This window comes from Streptomyces kanasensis (assembly GCF_043077165.1).
GTDB classification, from domain to species: Bacteria; Actinomycetota; Actinomycetes; order Streptomycetales; family Streptomycetaceae; genus Streptomyces; species Streptomyces changanensis.
Genome location: NZ_JBIBSF010000013.1, coordinates 100814 through 120601 on the forward strand (window position 1 = coordinate 100814; position 19788 = coordinate 120601).

Consider the following 19788-nt stretch of genomic DNA (forward strand, 5'->3'; position numbering starts at 1 on the left):
CAGCCGTCCGAAGCCCCGGCTTGGGCGTCAGGTGGTGGCTTCCTTCTCGGTCAGGTCGGCGGCCAGGCGCCAGCCGTCGCCAGTCGGCTCGAAAAGGAAGACGTGGGACGACATGTAGGGAGTGGTCGGCTGCGGGTCGGCGCCGGATGGAGTGGTGGTGTAGGGGGTGGTGACGTTGTCGGCCCAAACCTTGGCCCGCTCGCCCACCATCTCCAGGTGGTGCACGACGGCCTTGGGCTTGGCCACGCCCCATACCCGGCCCGCCGGTGCCGGGGCCTGCCGCCACTGCGGGTCTGCCTCAGCCTCGCGCTCGAATAGAGCTTCGGAGGCGACGCGCAGCGACTCCCGATCGGCTTCCTCCCGCTGATCGAGCACCGCAAGGACCGTTGTAACGCCCGTGAAGACGACCACGGCCGCTCCCGCTGTCACTGCGTGCATCCTGCGCATAGTTCCCCCTGGTAAAGACGGTGTCATCACAGCCTAGAGGCGTTGGGCCTGGACGCGGAGCGGGATGGTCGGTACTGGTGATGAGGCACTCCAGGGTGGCTGACCATCGATCACTCACCGGCCCCCTGTTGAGGTGGATGCAGATCGTAACCACCGCATCCTGCGCCTTCGATCTGAGGGGGCAACATCATCGGGTCCGGCACCGAATCCATTGACGCGCCACCAGCGGGCCCGCGCGGAACGACCCCTTGGCCCAGGCTGACCAGGACACATGAGGCATGGCAAGCAGCGTTCCGTGCCGGTCGACGATCAGGTGGTGCTTCGAGCCCGGGCGGGCGCGGTCGACGGGCGAGGGGCCGACGTGCACCCCTTCGAGGGCCCGGACATGAGAGCCGTCCACGGAGCAGTCGTCCAGGTCCAACGAGTCCGCGCGGCGGAACTCGGCCAGCAGAACGGCGTGCAGGCGTGGCCACACGCCGGCCTCGGTGCAGTCTCGCAGTCGGCGCCAGGCCGTCACCCCGGAGCAGTCCACCGTCTCGGCCGGGACATCGCGCCACGCGACACCGGTCCGCAGCGCGAACAGGGTTCCGGCGAGAGCCGCCCGGTCGGGAACACGCAGCCGTCTGGAATAACGGCGGCGCTGTTCGGGAGCGGGCGGCAGCGGCGGGGCCACCCGCTCCCGCAGGGCGTCAGGAACAAGATCAGCACGCACCCGGGCACCCTGCCGACCAAGATCGTCGGACACAAGACCCGCAGCCCAACTCATTTTGAACGATCAGTAAGCCGTCAAGTGGATCACTTCATGTGCGAAGGTCGGGCCCTGCCATTTGGATCAGCGGTAGCTCCGACCGTGGCACATCTGGATCCGAAAGCGCCACGAGGTCGTGACTCGGTCCGTCGCCGCGTTCCAGTGTCGACACGTACGTCAGCGCCTGCTTCAGATCCAGTGCTGGTGCATGCTGACGCAGCACACGCATGGCAGCCAGGCGACCCTCGTCGGCGAGAATCTGTGCCACACGTGCACTGAGAGGGGCCTTCGCAGCGGATGCCGTCTGCCCTCTGAAGCGCTGGCGATACCCGTCCTGCCAGTTGTCCATCTTGAAGGTCACGATCGGAATCATGTAGACGCTGCCGTCCTCGCCGTCGACCAGGATCGGTCCGCCACCGACGATGAGATGCCCTGAGTCTCCCGTCTCAAGCCATGCCCGTGACTGCGTTGACACAAGCCACCCGAACTCGTGCCGCACCACCCCGGCAACCACCTCTGGCGGCACGGCCTCCTGCGAGAGCGGATGCTCCTGGTACTCACGCAAGAGGGCTTGCTCAACCAGTTCAACAGCACGCTCTTTCGAAATCACGCACCCATCATGCGGTCTGCCCTGCGGTCAGCCCATCGGAATTCATGCCACGGCAGAGCCGTCCACCAGTGGGAAGGCAACGCTCTTGTCATGGAGCACCCGCTGCTGAAGGCAGGGGTGGAGTTGCCCGAGCATCCGGTTGAAGAGGCGCCGCAGAGCCTGCATATGCCAGTCCCCTCCTGCCCGGCGGCACCGGTAGTGGGCGTCCGCGCCAGTGGAACCGTCACTCCCGGCCTAGAGTGACCCCACGATGACCATTCACGACACCTATGGGACCAAGACCCACACGGCCAAGGAGCTGGCCGGGCTGCTCGCCCCGCTCCTCAGCCTGACCTTCGCCGAGCACGACAGCTACTTCCGCGGCGAATACCTCAAGGCCGAGGCAGGGGCCGCTGAGATCGAGATCCAGCCCAACGCAATCCCTGGAGACGACGAAGAAGACGATCTCTACGCTTCGGAACACGCAGCATTCCAGACCCTCGTGCTGGTCACTGCACCGGCATCGGACAGCATGCTCAACGGCACCCTGACCTCCATCGAAGGGCTCGAAGCGCTGGCCCATGAAGCGTTCTGATCCGCTGATCCACAACTATTGACAATCACTCGCTGCGACGAGCAGGCGACATTGCATGGCCTGCTCGTCGACTCCGCCATGCCTGCCGGGCTCTACCCGATACAAACAGGCTTGAGGCGTACGCGTCACAGAGTCCGTCAGCAGACCGTCCGTGAAGAGGGCGCCGACACCGTCTTCTACTGCCCAGCCGGCCGGGAGCGCGCGGTTTGCCACGGCTGCCTGATAGGACGATCGCCGGCCGGGCTCGCTGTCGTAGTGCGGGCAGACCGAGCCGGGCAGCAGGCCCAGCCCGTCCGAGAGGTGAGTCAGCGGCCCGAAAGAGTCGGTGTGCGAGCCCTCGGCCCAGCAGTTGGCACCGGCGCTGATGCCGCACAGCAAGGTGCCGCGGTCGAAGGCCTCGCGAAGTAGACGGTCCACGCCGTGCGCGCGCCAGACCGCCAGCATGTTCGCGGTGTTGCCCCCAGCTACATAGACGACGTCTTGGGAGAGCAGGAACGTGCGCAGGGCATCGGCATCGAGTTCCCGCCGAAAGAGATGCAAGACGCTGGGCTCGCAGGAACGTGACTGGTACGCCCCGAAGAACTGCTCGATGTAGGCGAGGGCGTCGCCACTGGCTGTCGGGAGGAAGCACACCCTGGGGCGAGGCACGGGCACCTGATCGAGCACCCAGTCATCCAGCAGCCCATCGTCGTCGGTGGAGAAGCCGCCACCGAGGAGAGCCAAACGACGTTCCGGAACGACAGACACGAGGGTGCCTCCTCAGATCAGGATTCAGACGCGCAGGTGCCCTGAACCGTGCCAAGGCATCGGCTACGTCCGCAATCGAATAGTTCCTCTGACTGCCCGAGGCCCTATCCGTCCAGGGCAGGCCACAGCCACCGCGGACGTCGAACGGCGGCGATCACGCCAGTCCGCGGTTCACTCCTTAGTCCGGACAGGCGCCCCCGTCATCGCCGAAGCGGTCGGCCGACGTATGCAGAAGGCTGGCGCCCGTGTCGCCGTTGCCCTCCACCACATCGACCGGCCGCCGGTGCCCCGCAAGCACCCGCGGCCCGACTGCCCGTTCTGCCAGATCGTCCACGACGGCACCCCGGCACAGATCGTCCGCGAGTTGGCCGACGCTAGCGATCGCGTCCGCAGCGGCGGCTGCACCCAGGGCCACTTCCTGATCCTCCTCCGCGGCCGGTCGCCGACTTCACGACCGGGCCACCGGTTGCCGCCACCGTCAAATACGCGCTGCCGAACTTGCCCAGGAGCTGGACGGCCAGTGGAACTACCTCGCCTCCTGCGGACCGGATTCGGTCCGTTGACCGCGTAGACGAGGCAGGCCGGATATCCACTCGACGCAGGTGCGGCGGTGCACCGCGAGTTCCCGCAGGGCGAACTGGCGGACACTCAGCCGGAGAACACCACTTCGTCCGGCGCCCGACACATCAGCGGGAAACCGGCGCACCCGTCGAGGCGGGCGGTAGGAGTCGGTGCCGTGAGGCGGTCGACGATGGCCACGCAGAGCAAGGGGGGTGAAGGTCTTGGCCCAGTCGGCGCGAAGGGCTCGGCGGAGGCGCTTCGAAGCGGCGGAGGAAGGACTGTCACCAGGCCCAGAACGAGGTCCGCTGTGCCTGTCGCAAGCGCATGACAGTCGAGACGACTACCTAAGGCGACTGGCGTCTTCCTCATTCCATACCGAGATCACGTGCCCTTCACCATACTGCTCGACAGTTTGGGCGACGGCGAGCGGGACTCCCTGGGCATCGGACAGCACGTGCAGCTTGCTACCCTTCTTGCCGCGATCGACCGGGTTCGGCCCCGTCAGACAGCCACCCTTTTGGCGCGAACGGAGGCCGCGTCGACGATCGCCGAGGTCCAGTCCACCTCGCCCCGGGCTCCGAGTTCGTCCAGCACCGCCCGATGCAGCCGACGCCACAGGCCGACCCCGGTCCATACCGTGAAGCGGCGATGCGCGGTGGCGGAGGATGTGCCGAACGTCGGCGGCAGATGACGCCAGGCACAGCCGCTGGTCAGCACGTACACCACTGCGGTGAACACGGCCCGCTCGTCACGCGGAGCGGTCCCGCCACCTTGCCGTCGAGCCGCGAACGTCGGCAGTGACGGGGCGACCAGCTCCCAAAGCTCATCAGGAACCAGACGCTCCGACAGATCAGCACCCACGGTCGGCATCATGCCGCTCGAACATCAAGTCACGTGGCACAGCCTTCTATGCCTTGACCGATGCGGCCGATCTGGCGGCCTGCTCGATCTTCGCGCAGTGGGCGTCGCGGCCTTCCTCATCGATCTGCATCTCGTGTTCGGGCCGCATCCCGGTTCGGCCATCGACGTCTTCGCGCAGGATGTCGGCGTGCCCGGCATGCCGGTTTGTCTCGCCGAGGACGTGGACCAGGATGGCGAACAGGTTCGTGTTGAGATAAGGCTCCGACCACCACGGCACGTGGCCGGGGGCGTCGAGGGGAAGCTCGTTGATCGTCGCGTCTGAGTGTTCCCACGTGCGCCGGTAGGACTCGATAATCTGATCGCGGGTCTCGTCCGCAGTCGCCCACAGATCGCTGCCGTCATGGTCCTGCCACCGAGGCAGCGGTTCCGGGGAAGGGCGGTCGAAGACCTCGCCGAAGTACCTGGCCTCGACGCTGGCCACGTGTTTGACCAGGCCGAGGAGGTTGGTCCCGGTCGCTGTCAATGGTCGGCGGGCGTCGTATTCGGACAAGCCGTCGAGCTTCCAGAGCAGCGCCTTGCGGTCCCGCCGCAGTCTCCCGTGCAGGGTGTCCTTGGCGAATTCATCGATCATGCGGCATGAGCCTGCCATGGACTACTCGCGGCCTCAAGATCCCGTACGTGGACCGCAACGACCGGAAGAGCCGAAGCCTGGCCATGGCCACTGTCCTGAGCTGCCGCAAGAAGCTCGCAGAACTTGCCACGTGAGACAACCTCTAAGGCAGAAGATCCGGCACGCCGAGACGGTCGACGTGCCGGCAGCCGGCCACACCGGTGCCGCCGCCCGCCCGCGGCACCTGGCCGTGCGGCTGCCCGACGGCCGCGTCGCGCTGACGCAGCGTTGACCGGCGCGTTCGCCGCGGCCACCGCCGAGCCACTGCGGTGAAAGAGGCGGGCGCCTGCTCTTCCAGCTGGACTCCTCCGGCTCAGCCGCGTGGCCGTCGAAGTGACGTCGGGGGAACGACCTCAACCAAGATGCTCTGCCGTGCTGCCGTTACCCGAGGCCAGAGCTGGGGACATTCGTCCGTACGCGACGGCTTGTGCCACGTCTGCTGGGAGGCCGGCGGCGTGAGGTGTCTGGCGGCCTCGTCCATCTCCGGCGCCCAGCTCCAGGCCCTTGCTGCCGCGCTGGGCGGGAGACCGTCCGCTCTCCCGGGGCACCGCTGCCTCAGGTTTGGAGGAGCAAGAGAGCCGGGTGGGGGTCACGGTCCGAGGTGTACCCGGGCGCGGGCCTCCGTGGAGCGCTCCGGGACAGGATCTGCGCGGCCTCGTTGGAATTGCGTGCCGCCCTCCAGGAGCCGATGGCGGTGATCGCGGCGACGACCGCGACGCCCAGTGCCGGGGCTGCGATGTGTCGGTGGTGGCACGAGGCAGGACGCTATCGCCGCGCTCGCCCCCGCGGGGCCGGGACGGTCGCGGCCGTGGGCGCGGCCGGTTACTCGGTGGTGTGCTCGGGGTCCGGCAGCTGCGGCGGGAAGTGCCGCTCCAGGATCTCCGCCCACCGGTGCAGGACGACGAAGCCGGTGGTGTCGGCCTGGGCCTGGACGAGTTCGGTGAGCGCGTCGACGAACGGCTGAGTAGGCGTGTCCGGCGGCAGCGCGGCAGCAGCCTGCTTCAGGCGTTCTCGCGCGGCCGGGAAGACGCCCTTAGCCCACGCATCCTGTTCCTCGATACGTCGGGAGCCGGCCTCGAGGCCGACCTGCATGATGGTCCACTGCGGGCAGTCCGGGGTGTGCCACATCTGGATGGCAGGCCCATCCCGACGCAGGCGTTCTCCGGCCCGGGGCCGGCCTTGCAGTCCGGGCACGGTTCGCCTTCCGTCCGCGCGAAGCCCTCCATCGGCATACTCCCCTCGCCTGGAAGGTCACGAGCCTGCCACGGGGGATCACCCGCTGACCAGGGCTTTGCCGGGAGGGTCTTCATGTTGTCGACCGCACGGTATGGCCATCGGCGGGGGCGGTAGTCGATGGTGGGGCGATGAGCGCACTCCGCCCCGGTGACATCACCGACGACATGATCCAGGTCATGGAATCGGCCAAGCGGCAGGCACCTGCAGAGGGACTTGCGTGCCCTCGTCGCCAGCATCCGTGCCGACGCCGAAGGCCGGTACGGCGGTGCGGAGCCCGGGTGGCGCTCCGGTGTCGAGTGGACGCTGCTGTGGATCGAGAACACCGCCGCCCAGTTGACCGAGCGCCGCGGTGCCGACAGTCAGGGCGTGTCGCCGGAGTAGTGGAAGCGGCACGCGACGCCCACCCCGGGTGTGCGGGGCTCCCCGGATTGCGGGTCGTCCAGGGCGCGGCCTCCGGGCTACGGTTCTCCACGGCCCTCCGCGAATGGGAACATCGGTTCGGTCGAATCGTTCGGAGGCCCGGCCATCGCCGACCGGCTCACCTTCGGCGGCAACATCATCCAAACCGGAACCGAGTCCCACCGCCTCGCCGCGACCAAAGCTCAAGCGGAGCAAGCAGTCGGCTGAAAGATCCAGCAGCTGCGTCACGAGGCGCTGACGGGGTTCCAGCTTCGATCTCCTGCAGCAGTTCCCCGTCATCGTCATAGAGCTCAAGACTGAACAGCAGACCGAACCGGGTCAGCAGCGCTGCCAGATCCTCGAACCGTTGGGGATCGACAACTCCGTTCAGGAGCGTGCCCTCTTCGGTCGGGTCGACCTCGATGCGACACCAGCTGGTCTCGACCTCATACGACTCCCACGACGAGCCTGATGTGGAACTCCAGCCGGCCCTGATGAACCGCTCGGCCACCAACGATGGACTCGGGCCTCCTACCAGGCCACCACACACGTTGTTGTTGATCTCAAGCCAGACCGGATCGAGCGACCGTCCCTCAGCGGATATGTCCACAGCTGGATCTAAGCAGACCCCGCAACACTCGATCGCACAGGCCGTCTGCGCTGAGCGAGGGCGGCCAAGGTCCGAGCTCTTCTGGCAGATCGCGCCAGGATGTCGGCGTACTCGTCGGGTCGAAGTACCCAAACCAGATACGGGTGAACGCTGCCCCGCCGGTCAGCCACCAAGCCGTGCGCCATCTTTTCGGGAGAGCTGGGAAGGGCTCGTGGTACGAGCCGGAGACAGAGATGATCACCCCATGATGCGAGGTGCCTTCGACGACGTCCCTTTGACCGCACTCTTTACTCTCCTGACGCCTGCGGATGTGGACTGCTTGATTCAGGAGGCCCGCACGGTTGACACGGCTCGTGCAGGTAGAACCACTGCGGAGTGGGAGTGGGCCCTGCAGCATGCCGCCTTCCCCGGCTCACAGCTGGGGACGCCGATCGTGCTTGGGCTGAATGTCATCGAGCACGCTGAGGGAGGCGACCAGCCGGAGTTCCTGCTTCAGGTGGTGTGGACCCACCTGGGACAGCTCGCGGTCGATGCGGCGGTGAATGTGGCCTGCTGGTGCGAGACCGACCACGCCACCCATGCCGTCGACGCCCTGAGGATCGTGGTCGGCGAGGAGACTTCGTTGCCTGATGCATTCCGTGCCGGCGCTGAACGCCTGACCGGCTGGCTGGCTGATCCCCACGACGCCGACCACTGGCGTGCCAAAGCGGGATTACCTCCGAGGCGGATCGCGTGAGGGTCCGGTGCCGGGCGGGTTCCTGTGTACTCAACTGAGTACATTCACGTGTACGCCGACACAGGGTAAGCAGGTGCGGTACTTCCACGCGATGGCTTCCAGGGTCCGGCGGTGGTCGGCCCACTGTCGTCCACGGACCGGATCCGCATTCGTGCCCCAATACGCCGCGACAACGGAGCCCGGTCCCCCAGCGGAAGACCCCATGGTCGGCCCTTGCGGACCGAGTCCGCACCCGCGCATCGCAGCACCGTCACCAGCTTCCCGAAGGCGCGTGGGCTCACCTGTGGGACGCGAGCGTCGCGTCAGGGTGGGAGAGGTTCCGTGCAGTGTTGGGCCGCCTGCCCCGCTAGGCATGCTCCTGATCGCTGCAGGTGAGATGCGGCCTCTAGATATGCGGCCGTTGTGCCCACCTCGTCGGGTGGAGCTGGGAAGGCCAGTGCCTCTGTTGGAGGCAGTGGTAGAGCTGGCCGATCATGCGGTTACAGCGGCACGGGAACGGATCATCAGTCATGTGCGGAGGGTATGAGGTGAGCCTTCAGGTGGAGCAACCGGGGTTTGGACTCTCTCAATCGAACAGCGCGCCATCACCCTCCGCGACGGCTCCCCAAGTTCTGTGCCAGGACCCACAACTGCTTGATCAAGCCAGCCGGTCGCTGCCCACGTACACATACTGGTCCCACCCGATGTGCACGGTGAACTCGTCCCCTGCTTCCAGCCGGCGCCAGGCACCCTGGTCGCGGAGCAGCCCCGGACCAGTTCCAGGGCGACCGTCAGGGAAACCTCGGCGCCATCGTGGTAACCGGTCAGGTCGGGCGGGAAGAGCCCGCCGAGGCCGTGCCCACCAACTGGCGGCTCCACGCCGAAGTTGACGAAGCCGGTGACCGCGGGCTCGCGGATCTCCAGCCGGTCGATGTCCGAGGCCTCGGCGAAGGAGGCGATCGCCGCCAGGTACGCCGCCTCGACCGGTCCATGGTCGCTGACCGAGACGTCAGTGCCGGTGTAGTGGCCGTGCTCGTCGCGGTCGGCGGGGTCGTATGTGGTGATCCGGTGATCGAAGGACGGCGGCGCGCTGCTCCTCGAACGGGCGGAAGGAGTGCCAGCGTGGTTTCCGGTCCCGATTCCGTGGTCGGGAGGTGGTCGGTTCCCCATCGCAGGGTTCGAGGCCCGTGACCGATCCCCAGTCGGCGCGGCAGGCCACCGATTCGGCACAGCCCCCCGCGATCAGCAGGCGGCCCGTACCGGGCGGCACGCCCTTCCCCGACACCGCGGAGCAGCTCACGGTTCGTCGACATCCGCCGGTTACCAGACCTACGCGGAGGTGTCGGCCGCGGTCACCGAGGCGGTGGGGAGCCGGGGCGGCGGCAGGTCCGGATGGTATGGCAGGCGACGTCGCAGGGGAGCGGGGAGCCACCAGTTCGCTGCGCCGGCCAGCTTCATCACGGCCGGTACGAGGAGCGGGCGGATCACCGCGGCGTCCAGGAGGACGGACGAGGCGACGGTGACGGCGATGACCTTCACCATGGTCACCTCCGTGGCCGCGAGCGCCAGGAGGACGACGAGGACCACCGCGGCGGAAGCGGTGAAGAGGGGCGCGGCAGCCTGGAGCCCCTCCGCGGTCGCGCGGGTCGTGTCGCGGGTGCGGTGGTACGCCTCCGAGATGCGGGCGAGGAGCAGGATCTCGTAGTCCATCGACAGACCGAAGGCGAGGAAGAAGGCGATCAGCGGCAGCATGAGGTCAGTGGTGCCGGTTGTGGTGAAGTCGCCGACCAGCCAGCGCAAATGCCCTTGCTGGAAGATGTAGACCATGGCGCCGAAAGCCGCCGTCAGGCTGAGGGCGTTGACGAGGAGGGCCTTCACGGGCAGGAACAGGCTGCGGGTGAAGACCAGCAACAGGGCCAGTGTCCCGAGGACCACGGCGGTGAGCGCGCCGGGCAGCCGTTGGAGGACCACCGTGCGGGTGTCGAGGAACTCGGCGGTGACTCCGCCGGTGATGGCGGGCGCGGGGGCCGGCTGCGTGCGGATGCTCCGCAGCAGATCGATGCCCTGGGGGCTGTAGGGCCGCGGTTGGGAGCTGATGGCCAGCCACGTGCCGCTCGACAGGGTGAACTGCCGCAGTCCTGTGCACGGGCTCTTGGGCGCCGGCGCGGCGGAGGGCGTGCAGAGCGGGCCGAGAGGTTTCCCGTCCAGATAGGTGCCCGTGGCGGTGCGCAGACCCTGCACCCCTGGGAGGCTGCTGAGACGACGGGCGTAGGCGTCGAGGCGGGCGGCGCCGTCGCGGCCCGTCGGGTGCCAGTCGGGTAGGACGACGTCCACTTCCGTTCCCACCTGTGGGAAGTCGGTGCGCAGGTCCTGCACTGCCCTGACCACCGGGGAGTGAGGGGGGAGGGCCCGTTCGTCGCTGAGACTGAAGGCGACGTCCCGGAAGGGCAGCGCGAGCAGGAGCAGCAGTCCGCTGGTGAGGGTGAAGACAGCGAGGGGGCGGCGCATGACGGCGGTGGCCAGTGCGTGCCATCGGGCTGCGTTTCGGGCGGCGCGGCGCCGGCGGGCGAGGATGTCGCGGTTCGCCACGCGCTCGCCGAAGCGGGCGAGGGCGGCGGGGATGACGAGCAGGGACGCGACCGCCGCCAGCAGGACGACGCTGATCCCGGCGATGGCCAGGGAGCGCATGAGGGTGAGCGGGAAGAGGAGGAGTCCCAGCAGGGAGGCGGCGACGACGGCTGCCGAGACGGCGACGGTCCGGCCGGCTGTGCGGAGGGCGTGGACGACGGCTTGGTCGTGTGGGAGGCCGGAGGCCCTTTCCTCGCGGTACCGGGCGACGACGAACAGGCTGTAGTCGACGGCCAGGGCGAGGCCGACGGCCGTGGTGAGGCTGAGGGCGAAGGCGGACACGGGTGTGACGGTGGCGATGGCGCGCAGGATCGCGGTGGTGCCGGTCACCGCCACGGCGCCGACGGCCAGCGGCAGAAGTGCCGCCGGGATGCTGCCGAACACCAGGATGAGCAGGACGAGGGTGGCCGGCATGGCCAGCAGCTCCGTGCGCAGCAGGTCCTGCTCGCTGTGGAACTGCAGCGCTCGGGTGAAGGCGGCCTGGCCCGCTGCCTGGGTCTCCAGGGGGCCGTCGTGCTCGGCGGCCCGGGTGAGTACCCGTTCCGTGACGTCGAGCCGGGTCTGTCCGCCTTCCTCGAACCACAGGGCGACGAGGGCCGTGCGGCCGTCGGTGGAACGCAGCAGCGGATCGGGGGGCGGGGACGGCAGGTCCTCGGTCGCGGGGTCGACCGGCCCCGTCCAGTACGAGTCGACGCCGGTGACGCCCGCTTCGTGCCGCAGGTCCTCGACGAGCCGGACTCCGGCGGCGCGCGCCGATGCGTCGTCGACGGAGCCGGCGGTACGGGCGAGGAGCAGGAGGGGCGGCATGCCGCCGTGGGGTGCCTGGCCGAGCATGCCGCGTACACGGGCGGACGGGGTGTCCTCCGCGATCCAGCCACCGGCCCCGAGGTGCGCCGAGACTCCGCTGGAGAGGAAGCCTGCCACGGCGACGAACAGGGCGGCGGCCGCCAGGACCAGCCGGTTGCGGCGTACGGCCCAACGGGCGAGCGCGGCCAGGGGGCCCGGGGGGTACGAGCGGTCTGGGTGTTGGGACTGCTCGCACCTCACGAGTGGCTCCTGCGGGGGGGATGGACGCGTCGACGGGATCAGTTGCCGGGCGGGATCACACCGGGGGTTGGTAACCGAGCCGGATCAGGGCGCGCCTGGCGAGGTCGGTGATGCCCTGGGCGTTGAGGAACTCCAGCGTCGGCAGTTCGCAGCCCAGTCGGCGGCGGGCGGCGACGACGGCCTCGACGGCCATGAGGGAGTCCAGGCCGAGTTGGTCGAGCCGGCGGTCGCGGTCGAGGCGGGCCGGGTCGGTCTGCAGGATGTCGGCGAGGACCTGGGTGATGGCATCGGCGGCCAGGGTGAGGGCCTCGTCGGGGGTGGCGGCGGCGAGACGGTGGCGCAGGTGGTCGGGGCCGTCGTCCCGGGGCGTGTGGGCGGGGATGAGGCCGGCCAAGCGGGGCGTCTGCACGGCCGGCATCATGCTGCGGATGCGGGCCCAGTCGATGCGGGCGGCGGCGCTGACGTCGGTGTCCCGGGCGATTGCGTCCTCAAGGGCGGTGCAGGCTTCGCGGGGCGTGAGGTTGTCCAGGCCGAGTCGGGCGAGCATGTCGGTGATGCCGTGGCGGGCGGCGTAGCCGGTGTCACTGATGGCCCCCCAGGCGACGGTCGTCCCGGGCAGCCCCGTGCCGCGCCGGTTGCGGGTGAGCGCCTCGAGGTAGCCGTTGGCGGCGGTGTAGTTGGCCTGGTAGGCGTTGCCGAACCAGGTGGTCACGGACGAGCAGGCGGCGAAGAGGTGGAGGTCGCGGTCGCGGGTGAGGGCGTCCAGGTGTGCGGCACCGAGCATCTTGGGTGCCAGGGCGGTGCGGAGGCGCTCGTCGGTCAGATCGGCGAGCGGCGCGTCGTCCAGGACCATCGCGGCGTGGAGCACGCCGCGCAGCGGGTGGGGGGAGGCGTCGACGGCGTCCAGTACCCGGCGCAGGTCGGCTTCGCGTGTGATGTCGGCCGTGTGGGCGGTCGCCTGGGCGCCGCGCTCCGCCAGGGCCTGGACGAGGTCCTCGGCGCCGGGGGTGTCGGCGCCCCTGCGGCCCAGGAGAGCGAGGTGGCGGGCGCCGCGGTCGACGAGGCGGTGTGCGAGGGCGGCTCCGAGGCCGCTGAGCCCGCCGGTGATCAGGTAGGTGGCGTCCGGGGACAGTCGCAGGGGTGGGTGGGACCTGTCGAGGGGCGGTGGCTCCTCGAAGGTGATGACGACCTTGCCGAGGTGGCGGGAGCGTTGCAGGGCGCGCAGGGCCTCACCGATCCGGGCTGCCGGGTAGGCCAGGTGCAGCAGTGGCCGGTAGGTGCCGTCCGTGATCCGTTGCGCCATCTCGTCGAAGCAGGTGCCGGCCTGGGGCATGCGGCCGGAGATGAGCTGGTGGGCGTCGACGCCGAAGAAGGCGATGTTGTTGCCGAAGGGGCGCAGGGCCAAGGGGGTCGAGGCGTAGATGTCGCGCTTGCCCAGTTCCACGAAGCGCCCGCCGGGCCGCAGCAGCTCCAGGCTGCGGCTGATGGCCTCGCCGGCGAGGGAGTTGAGGACGACGTCGACGCCCCGGCCGCCGGTGAGGTCGCGGACGTGCTCGGCGAAGTCCAGGGTGCGGGAGTCGAAGACGTGAGGTACGCCGAGCATGTGCAGCAGGTCGCGCTTGGCGGGCGTCCCGGCGGTGGCGATGACGGTGGCACCGCGTGCCCGGGCGAACTGGAGGGCGGCCAGGCCGATGCCCCCGGCGGCGCCGTGGACGAGGACGGTCTCGCCCGGCTGCAGGTGGGCGAGGCGTTCCAGGGCGTGGTGGACGGTGAAGTACACGACGGGCAGGGTGGCGGCTTCGGTGAACGACATCCCGTCGGGTACGGGGCCGACGAGGCGGGCGTTGACGGTCACGTGCGAGCTGATGCTGCGGGGTGCGAGCGCGTAGACGCGGTCGCCCGGTGCGACGTGGGCGACGGTCCTGCCGACGGCGGTGACGGTGCCGGCGCATTCGAGGCCGAGGGCGGGCCCGTCCGGCAGCGGTGTCTCCGCTCCCGGCGGCAGGAGGCCCACGGCCAGCATGACGTCGCGGTAGTTGAGCGCCGCCGCTTCGACGGCGATGGTGACCTCGTCGTCGGCGGGTCGCTGCGGGCGGTCGGCCACCCAGGTGAGCCGGGGATGCAGCCCGGCGTCGTGCAGGCTCAGGGTGAAGGGCCCGGGGGCCGGGGCGTCGTGCGTGTCGGTGGCGGTCCGCAGGGCGACGGTACGGGGGACGAAGCGTCCGCCACGGGTGAGGACGACCTCGTCCTCACCGGTGGGTCGGAGCAGTTCGGCCGCCAGGCGCCGGGCGTCGTCCGCGGGCCGCGGTCCGGCGTCGAGGGAGATGCGGCGGACGGCCAGGTGGGGGATCTCGTTGGCGAGGGAGCGCGTCGCGCCCCACAGCGCCGCGTCCTGCGGGACTCGGGGTTGCTCGGGGGCGGCGTGGATGCCGCTGGGACGCGTGACGATCCACAGGTCGACGGTGGTTCCGGCCGGCAGGTGCGAGGCGGTCCCGGCGAGGGCCCGTAGGAGGCCGAGACGGGTGACGGCCTGCTCGGTCGCCTCGGAGGGTCCGGTGTGGGGATCGCCGGCGTCGAAGACCAGGACGGTCTTCGGTGGCTGCTGGTCGCCCGCGAGCCGGTCCCAGTGGAGGGGGGCCTCGTCCAGATCGGTGAGGTGGACGTCCGCGCCCGTGCCGGTGAGGGTGTCGGCGAGGACGCGGGTCAGGTCGCTGTCAGGGCTTTCACCGGCGATCAGCCACCGGGTGTCCTGGTCGTCGTGCGGCCCCGTAGGAGCGGGTGCGGTGGTGGTGGCCCGGTCGGTGCGGCGGGCGCAGAGCACGGAGTACTCCAGATCGGGCAGGGGTAGTTCGTGCCCGAGCTGGGCGACCTCGTCGAAGCCGCACTCCCGCAGCAGCGGGGCCCAGACCTCAGCGGGGAGCAGCGGGGAGCCCTGCCGGAGTGCGGTGTCGGTGAAGTCCCAGAAACCGTCGAGCGTCCCGAAGCAGGGCGCCAGCAGGCCGGGTTCGTGGGTCTCGTGGGCGAGGAGGTGCCCGCCGTCGGCGAGCAGGTGGGTGATGCGGGCGATCGTCGTGCGCAGGTCGCGGGTGGCGTGCAGGACGTTGGTGGCGATCACCACGTCGAAGGACGCCTCGGTGAAGCCCTGCTCGGCGGGGTCCTGGTTCAGGTCGAGGGTCCGGTAGTCGACGAAGTCGAACTCGGCGAAGCGGGCCTTGGCGGAGGGGAAGAAGCCGGCGGACAGGTCGGTGAAGGTGTAGGTGGTGCGTTCGGCCGGGAGATGGGGCAGCAGCAGGGCGGTACTGCTGCCGGTACCGGCGCCGACTTCCAGGATCCGCAGCGGCCGGTCGGCCGGCCAGGTGCGGACCTGCTCCCGCACCAGGGCACGCAGCAACCGGTTGTGGAAGCGGGGCTGCGCGGCGTCGCTGTAGAAGTACTCGATCAGGTGGCGATCGGGTTCGTCGAAGAGCAGGGTCAGCGGATCGCGCTCGCCGCGCAGGACGTCGGCCAGGTGCAGGCAGCACCGGCCGAACAGGGAGATCTCGACGGCTTGGCGGGGGAAGTCCCTCACGAGCTGCTGGAACGGCTCCAGGGGCGGGGGGCCGTCCGTGTCGGGGAGGTGCCAGCGGGCGGGCCGGTCGCCCTCGGGCGGTCGGGTCCGACGGATCAGGCCGCGGGTGGCATGGGCGAGCAGTTCGGCCAGCCGGGCGTGCTGGGGCCGCATGCCGCCCGCCACCAGGTCGCCTGTGTCGAACTCCGTCTGTCCGGGCGGCAGGAGCCGAGCGAACGCATCGACGATGAGACGGGCGCAGCACTCGCGGAGGCGTTGCAGTCCGGTCCCGTGGCCCTCTGCGCGCCAGACGTCCTCCAGCCGGTCGCGGTGGGGCAGGCACGCCTGGGCGAGGGCGGTCGGTGAGGGCAGGGGCGCCGGCCCTGCCGGGTCGGTGGCGCTGGGGGCGGCGCGCAGCACGTTGACGAGGTGCTGCACGGGTTCGGTGGGGGTGTTGCCCATGCGGCGCAGTCTGCAGCCGGTGAGTTCGAGGCAGACCTCGCCCTCGGTGTCGGACAGGGTGATGTCCCAGCACAGTTCCTGCGGGCTGCTCTCGCGCAGGCGTACGTGGATCAGCCCGGTCTGCGGCGGGGTGTGCCACAGGCGCAGCGCTTCGGCGGCGACCGGGAGGAACGGCAGGTACTCGCCGTCGACGGTGGTCAGGCAGCCGCCTGCCTGCAGGGCGCCGTCGAGCAGCGCGGGGTGCACGTGGTAGCCGTCGGCGGGTTCGGTCAGGGTGTAGGAGGCGAGGACCTCCCCGTCCCCCAGGTGGAGGTCGGTGAGGACCTTGAAGGCGGGACCGTAGGCGAGACCGGCGCGGCGGGCGCGGGCGTAGTGCTCGGCGGCGTCCAGCCGGGTGTGCATGGACGCGCGCAGGGCGGCGGGGTCGACGGACGCCGGGGCGGTGGCCAGCAGGCGCCGGACCCGGGCGCGGGCGTACGGCTGCCAGGGCAGGTCGTCGCCCGTGCGGGCGGCGACCTCCAGGGCCTGGTCGGGTTCGTGGTACGAGACCTGCACGCGGACGTCGGCGGTGTCGTCGTCCCAGGGGATGTCGAGGGCGCGGGTGATGAGGAGGTGGTTCACCTCGACGGGGGCGTCGTGGACGAGCCGGCCGGCTGCGAGCGCCATCTCCAGGTAGGCCGCTGCGGGCATGACCACGGCGCCGGCGACCTGGTGGTCGGTCAGCCAGGGAAGTCGGATGGGCTCCACCGGATTGGACCAGGCGGCGTGTTGGACGGGGACGCGCGCTCCCAGCAGCGGGTGCTGGACGGGGGTGGTCTCGCCGGCGACGCGCAGCCACCACTGGGGGTCGCCGCGCCAGTGCCGTTCGCGCTGCCAGGGGTAGGCGGGCAGGCCCACGGTCCGGCCCGGCCGGGGGAAGAAGGCGTTCCAGTCGGCGCGGGCGCCGGCGGCCAGCAGTTGGGCGGCCGCGGTGTCGACGGCGGTGGGTCCGGGCACCGCGCGGGCGCAGGTGACCGCGGTCAGTGCCGGCCGTTCCAGGTCCTTAGTGGCCTTGCGGAGGTAGGGCCGCAGGACGGGATGGGGACCGATGTCGACGAAGGTGTCGTAGCCGTCGTCGAGCAGCGTGCGCAGCGCCGGCCCGAACAGCACGGGTTCCCGGACGTTACGCCACCAGTAGCGTGCTCCGAGGTCCTCGCCCGGGCAGATGGTGCCGGTCACCGTCGAGACGAACGGGATGCCGGTGGCGGTGGGGCGCAGCCCTTCCAGGGAGGAGATCAGCTCGTCCTGGATGGGCTCCATGGCGCGGCTGTGGAAGGCGTAGTCCAGATCCAGCATGCGGAAGAACACCGCGCGCAGCTCCAGGTCACGGCCCAGCGCGCGGAGGGCCGCCTCGGGGCCGCAGACGGTGACGTCCTGATCGCCGTTGACGGCGGCGATCTCCAGGGTGCCGGCGTAGGGGGCGAGTTCCTTGGCCGCTTCCTCCGCGGACAGGCCGATCGCGGCCATGCGCCCCCGGCCGCGGGTGGTGGCCTGGGCGCGGCTGCGTTCGGCGACCACGCGCGCGGCGGCGGGCAGGTCGAGGGCGCCGGCGACGTGGGCGGCGGCGATCTCGCCGACGCTGTGGCCGAGGACGGCGGCCGGGCGGATGCCGCGGGCGCGCAGCAGTTCCACCAGGCCGATCTGGAAGGCGAAGAGCAGCGGCTGGGCGACCTCGGTGGCCTGGACGCGTCCGGGGTCGGCCGTGATCATCTCGTCACGCACCGACCAGCCCAGATGGGGGGCGAGGGCGTCGTCGACCCGGGTGAGGGCATCGCGGAACACCGGCTCCTCACGCAGCAGGTCCGCGCCCATGCCGGCCCACTGCGAGCCGTTGCCGGCGAACGCGAACACCACCCGGCCGTCGGTCACCGCCTGACCGGTGGCGGTGGCGGCGGGCAGCGGGAGCGCGCCCTCGGCAACGGCCGCGAGCGCCTCGGCTGCCGGGTGCGCACCGGGGGTGAGGACGACGGCCCGGTGCGGATGGAGGGTCCGACGGCGGGCGGCGGTCCACGCGGCGTCGTAGAAACCCTCCGGGTCCTCCCCTCGCAACCGCTCGGCCATGTCGGCGGCCGCGGCCTCCAACGCCTCGGGGGTACGGGCGGAGACCACCACCGGCAGCGTGCCGTGGTGACGCGAGGGCGGGCCGGTGACAGGGGTCGCCGGTGCGGCGGCGAGGACCACGTGCGCGTTGGAGCCGCCGAAGCCGAAGGAGTTGACGCCGACCACCGGCCGCTCCCGGTCCAGGGGCCTGGCTTCGGTGCAGGGGTCGAGTCCCCAGCCGTCGAAGTCGATGTGGGGACTCAGCGGCTCCGCGTGCAGCGTCGGCGGGATGTGACGGTGGCGCAGGACGAGCAAGGCCTTGAGCAACCCCGCCATGCCGGAGGCGGCCTCCAGGTGACCGGTGCTGCTCTTGACCGATCCGATGGGCAGTGGCCCGGTGGTGCGGCGGCTGCCCAGGGCGCGCCCGATGGCGTCGCACTCGATCGGGTCGCCCACCGGGGTGCCTGTGCCGTGGGCCTCCAGGTAGGCGAGGTCGTCGGCCGTCACGCCGGCCTGGGCGTAGACCTGCTCCAGCAGTGACGCCTGAGCCTGGGCGCTGGGCAGGGCCAGTCCGGTGGTGCTGCCGTCGCTGTTGACGCCGCTGGCGAGGATCACTCCGTGGATGCGGTCGCCGTCGGCGAGGGCGTCGGCCAGGACCTTGAGCGCCACCACGCCGCCTCCCTCCGCGCGCACGTATCCGTCGGCCTCGGCCGAGAAGACGCGGCAGCGCCCGGTCGGCGACAGCATGGAGGCGGCGGAGAACCCGGCGAAGCCGAAGGGGCTGAGCAGGACGCTCACTCCGCCCGCGAGCGCCATCCGGGACCGGCCGGTCCGGAGGGTCTCGCACGCCTGGTGCAGGGCGGTCAGCGCCGAGGAGCAGGCAGTGTCCACCGTCATGCTGGGACCGTGCCAGTCGAGGAGGTGGGAGACACGGTTGGCGGCGTTGGTCGCCGCCAGACCTGCCATCGTGTAGGCGTTGGGGGCGTCCGCGCCGGAGGCCTGCAGGTCGGCGTAGTCATGGCTCGACATGCCGACGAACACCGCGGTGTCGGAACCGGCGGTCGCGGCCTGGTCGATGCCGGCATCGTCCAGGGCCTCGACAGCCATCTCCAGCAGCAACCTGTGCTGCGGGTCCATGCGCGCCGCCTCACGGGGCGAGATCCGCTGGAAGTAGCCGGTGTCGAAACCGGTCACGTCCGCCAGGAACCCGCCTGCGGCCGTGTAGCTCTTGTTGCTCTTGCGGCGCTCGGTGTCGACGAACCGGTCCGGGTCGAAACGGTCGGGCGGTACCGAGCTCACCAGGTCGCGCCCGTCCCGCAGCGCCTCCCACAGGGCGTCCGGGCCGCAGATGCCACCGGGCAGACGGCACGAGAGGCCCACGATCGCCACGGCCTGCATGTCGGGATCGGCGGGGGCCATGGTCACGGAGTTCTCCCGGTGCACGAAGGGGGTGGGGCAGCGGCGCTGCCTGTGATGGCCGCTCGGCGGCCTGTTCCCGCCGCCGAAACCTCCGCGATCTTAGGGAGTGGCGGCTCAGCCCTTGCGCCCGTTACTGCGTTCGGGGGAACGCTGTGGCCGGTGCCAACGCGTGACGAGGGGTTACTGCCGGTGGACCACGCCGCTGTCGTCCCTGATCCCTTCACTCTCGCGGATGAATGTGGGCGCCTCGCCACCGGCTGCCACCTGCGGAAAGACCACATCGGGGGGTGAAGTGGCGTCAACACGCCACGCCCGACTTCCCCGGAAGGGTCACGGAGGCCCGCCCGTCGGCCGGCCGCCGGTAGGGTCGCCGTCGTCTCAAAGCCGTCCCACAGAGCCCGCCCCCTGCGCTTTCCGAGCCATCGCAT

13 protein-coding genes and 4 pseudogenes are annotated in these 19788 nt (G+C 70.5%); 5 read left to right on the top strand and 12 right to left on the bottom strand.

Annotated features, from left to right (window positions below; genetic code table 11):
• Positions 1-27: 27 nt before the first annotated feature.
• From ACF053_RS27525 to ACF053_RS27535, 3 genes and pseudogenes are all read right to left on the bottom strand, one after another.
• Positions 28-438 carry a hypothetical protein gene (locus tag ACF053_RS27525; protein ID WP_391956471.1) on the bottom strand — a complete coding sequence of 137 codons (411 nt, stop codon included), beginning with the start codon at positions 436-438 and terminating at the stop codon, positions 28-30.
• 286 nt (positions 439-724) lie between these two features.
• Positions 725-1159: pseudogene (locus tag ACF053_RS27530) on the bottom strand (transposase); the annotation flags it as partial.
• Positions 1160-1247: 88 nt separating this feature from the next.
• Positions 1248-1805: a YrhB domain-containing protein gene (locus tag ACF053_RS27535; RefSeq protein ID WP_391956472.1), complete on the bottom strand. Its 558-nt coding sequence runs from the start codon at positions 1803-1805 to the stop codon at positions 1248-1250.
• Between the two features lie 250 nt (positions 1806-2055).
• Between ACF053_RS27535 and ACF053_RS27540 the strand changes: the two genes are divergently transcribed.
• Complete coding sequence (locus tag ACF053_RS27540) at positions 2056-2379, top strand: hypothetical protein (protein ID WP_391956473.1); 324 nt, start codon at positions 2056-2058, stop codon at positions 2377-2379.
• 15 nt (positions 2380-2394) lie between these two features.
• Here ACF053_RS27540 and ACF053_RS27545 read toward each other — a convergent pair whose 3' ends face one another.
• The 4 genes from ACF053_RS27545 to ACF053_RS27560 all read right to left on the bottom strand — a co-directional run bounded on the left by ACF053_RS27545 (position 2395) and on the right by ACF053_RS27560 (position 5179).
• Complete coding sequence (locus tag ACF053_RS27545) at positions 2395-3126, bottom strand: Type 1 glutamine amidotransferase-like domain-containing protein (RefSeq protein WP_391956474.1); 732 nt, start codon at positions 3124-3126, stop codon at positions 2395-2397.
• 178 nt (positions 3127-3304) lie between these two features.
• Positions 3305-3541, bottom strand: a complete 237-nt coding sequence (locus ACF053_RS27550; RefSeq protein ID WP_391956475.1) for a hypothetical protein — start codon at positions 3539-3541, stop codon at positions 3305-3307.
• Between the two features lie 647 nt (positions 3542-4188).
• Positions 4189-4548: a transposase gene (locus ACF053_RS27555; RefSeq protein ID WP_391956476.1), complete on the bottom strand. Its 360-nt coding sequence runs from the start codon at positions 4546-4548 to the stop codon at positions 4189-4191.
• Positions 4549-4594: 46 nt separating this feature from the next.
• On the bottom strand, positions 4595-5179 hold the full coding sequence (locus ACF053_RS27560; protein WP_391956477.1) for a DinB family protein: 585 nt from the start codon (positions 5177-5179) through the stop codon (positions 4595-4597).
• A 130-nt stretch (positions 5180-5309) separates the two neighbouring features.
• Between ACF053_RS27560 and ACF053_RS27565 the strand changes: the two genes are divergently transcribed.
• The gene (locus tag ACF053_RS27565) at positions 5310-5450 is read left to right on the top strand and encodes a hypothetical protein (protein ID WP_391956478.1); all 141 of its coding nucleotides are present in this window, start codon (positions 5310-5312) and stop codon (positions 5448-5450) included.
• A gap of 590 nt (positions 5451-6040) precedes the next feature.
• On the opposite strand, the gene ACF053_RS27570 is transcribed toward ACF053_RS27565, so the two are convergent.
• A complete protein-coding gene (locus tag ACF053_RS27570; RefSeq protein ID WP_391956479.1) occupies positions 6041-6346 on the bottom strand; it encodes a hypothetical protein in 306 nt (101 codons plus the stop codon).
• Between the two features lie 321 nt (positions 6347-6667).
• Here ACF053_RS27570 and ACF053_RS27575 point away from each other — a divergent pair, with 321 nt between their 5' ends.
• The 3 genes and pseudogenes from ACF053_RS27575 to ACF053_RS27585 all read left to right on the top strand — a co-directional run bounded on the left by ACF053_RS27575 (position 6668) and on the right by ACF053_RS27585 (position 8199).
• Positions 6668-6835: a hypothetical protein gene (locus ACF053_RS27575; protein WP_391956480.1), complete on the top strand. Its 168-nt coding sequence runs from the start codon at positions 6668-6670 to the stop codon at positions 6833-6835.
• A 111-nt stretch (positions 6836-6946) separates the two neighbouring features.
• Positions 6947-7081 (top strand): annotated as a pseudogene (locus ACF053_RS30280) (IS21-like element helper ATPase IstB); the annotation flags it as partial.
• Positions 7082-7707: 626 nt separating this feature from the next.
• Entirely contained in the window at positions 7708-8199 is a 492-nt protein-coding gene (locus ACF053_RS27585) for a hypothetical protein (RefSeq protein ID WP_391956482.1), read from the top strand.
• Positions 8200-8346: 147 nt separating this feature from the next.
• Here ACF053_RS27585 and ACF053_RS27590 read toward each other — a convergent pair.
• From ACF053_RS27590 to ACF053_RS27605, 4 genes and pseudogenes are all read right to left on the bottom strand, one after another.
• Positions 8347-8480: pseudogene (locus ACF053_RS27590) on the bottom strand (IS5/IS1182 family transposase); the annotation flags it as partial.
• Positions 8481-8845: 365 nt separating this feature from the next.
• Positions 8846-9243 (bottom strand): annotated as a pseudogene (locus tag ACF053_RS27595) (RNA-binding protein); the annotation flags it as partial.
• A 264-nt stretch (positions 9244-9507) separates the two neighbouring features.
• Positions 9508-11853, bottom strand: coding sequence for an MMPL family transporter (locus ACF053_RS27600; RefSeq protein WP_391956483.1), 2346 nt, complete (start codon positions 11851-11853; stop codon positions 9508-9510).
• A gap of 55 nt (positions 11854-11908) precedes the next feature.
• Positions 11909-19360: an SDR family NAD(P)-dependent oxidoreductase gene (locus tag ACF053_RS27605; RefSeq protein WP_391956524.1), complete on the bottom strand. Its 7452-nt coding sequence runs from the start codon at positions 19358-19360 to the stop codon at positions 11909-11911.
• Between the last annotated feature and the right edge of the window lie 428 nt (positions 19361-19788).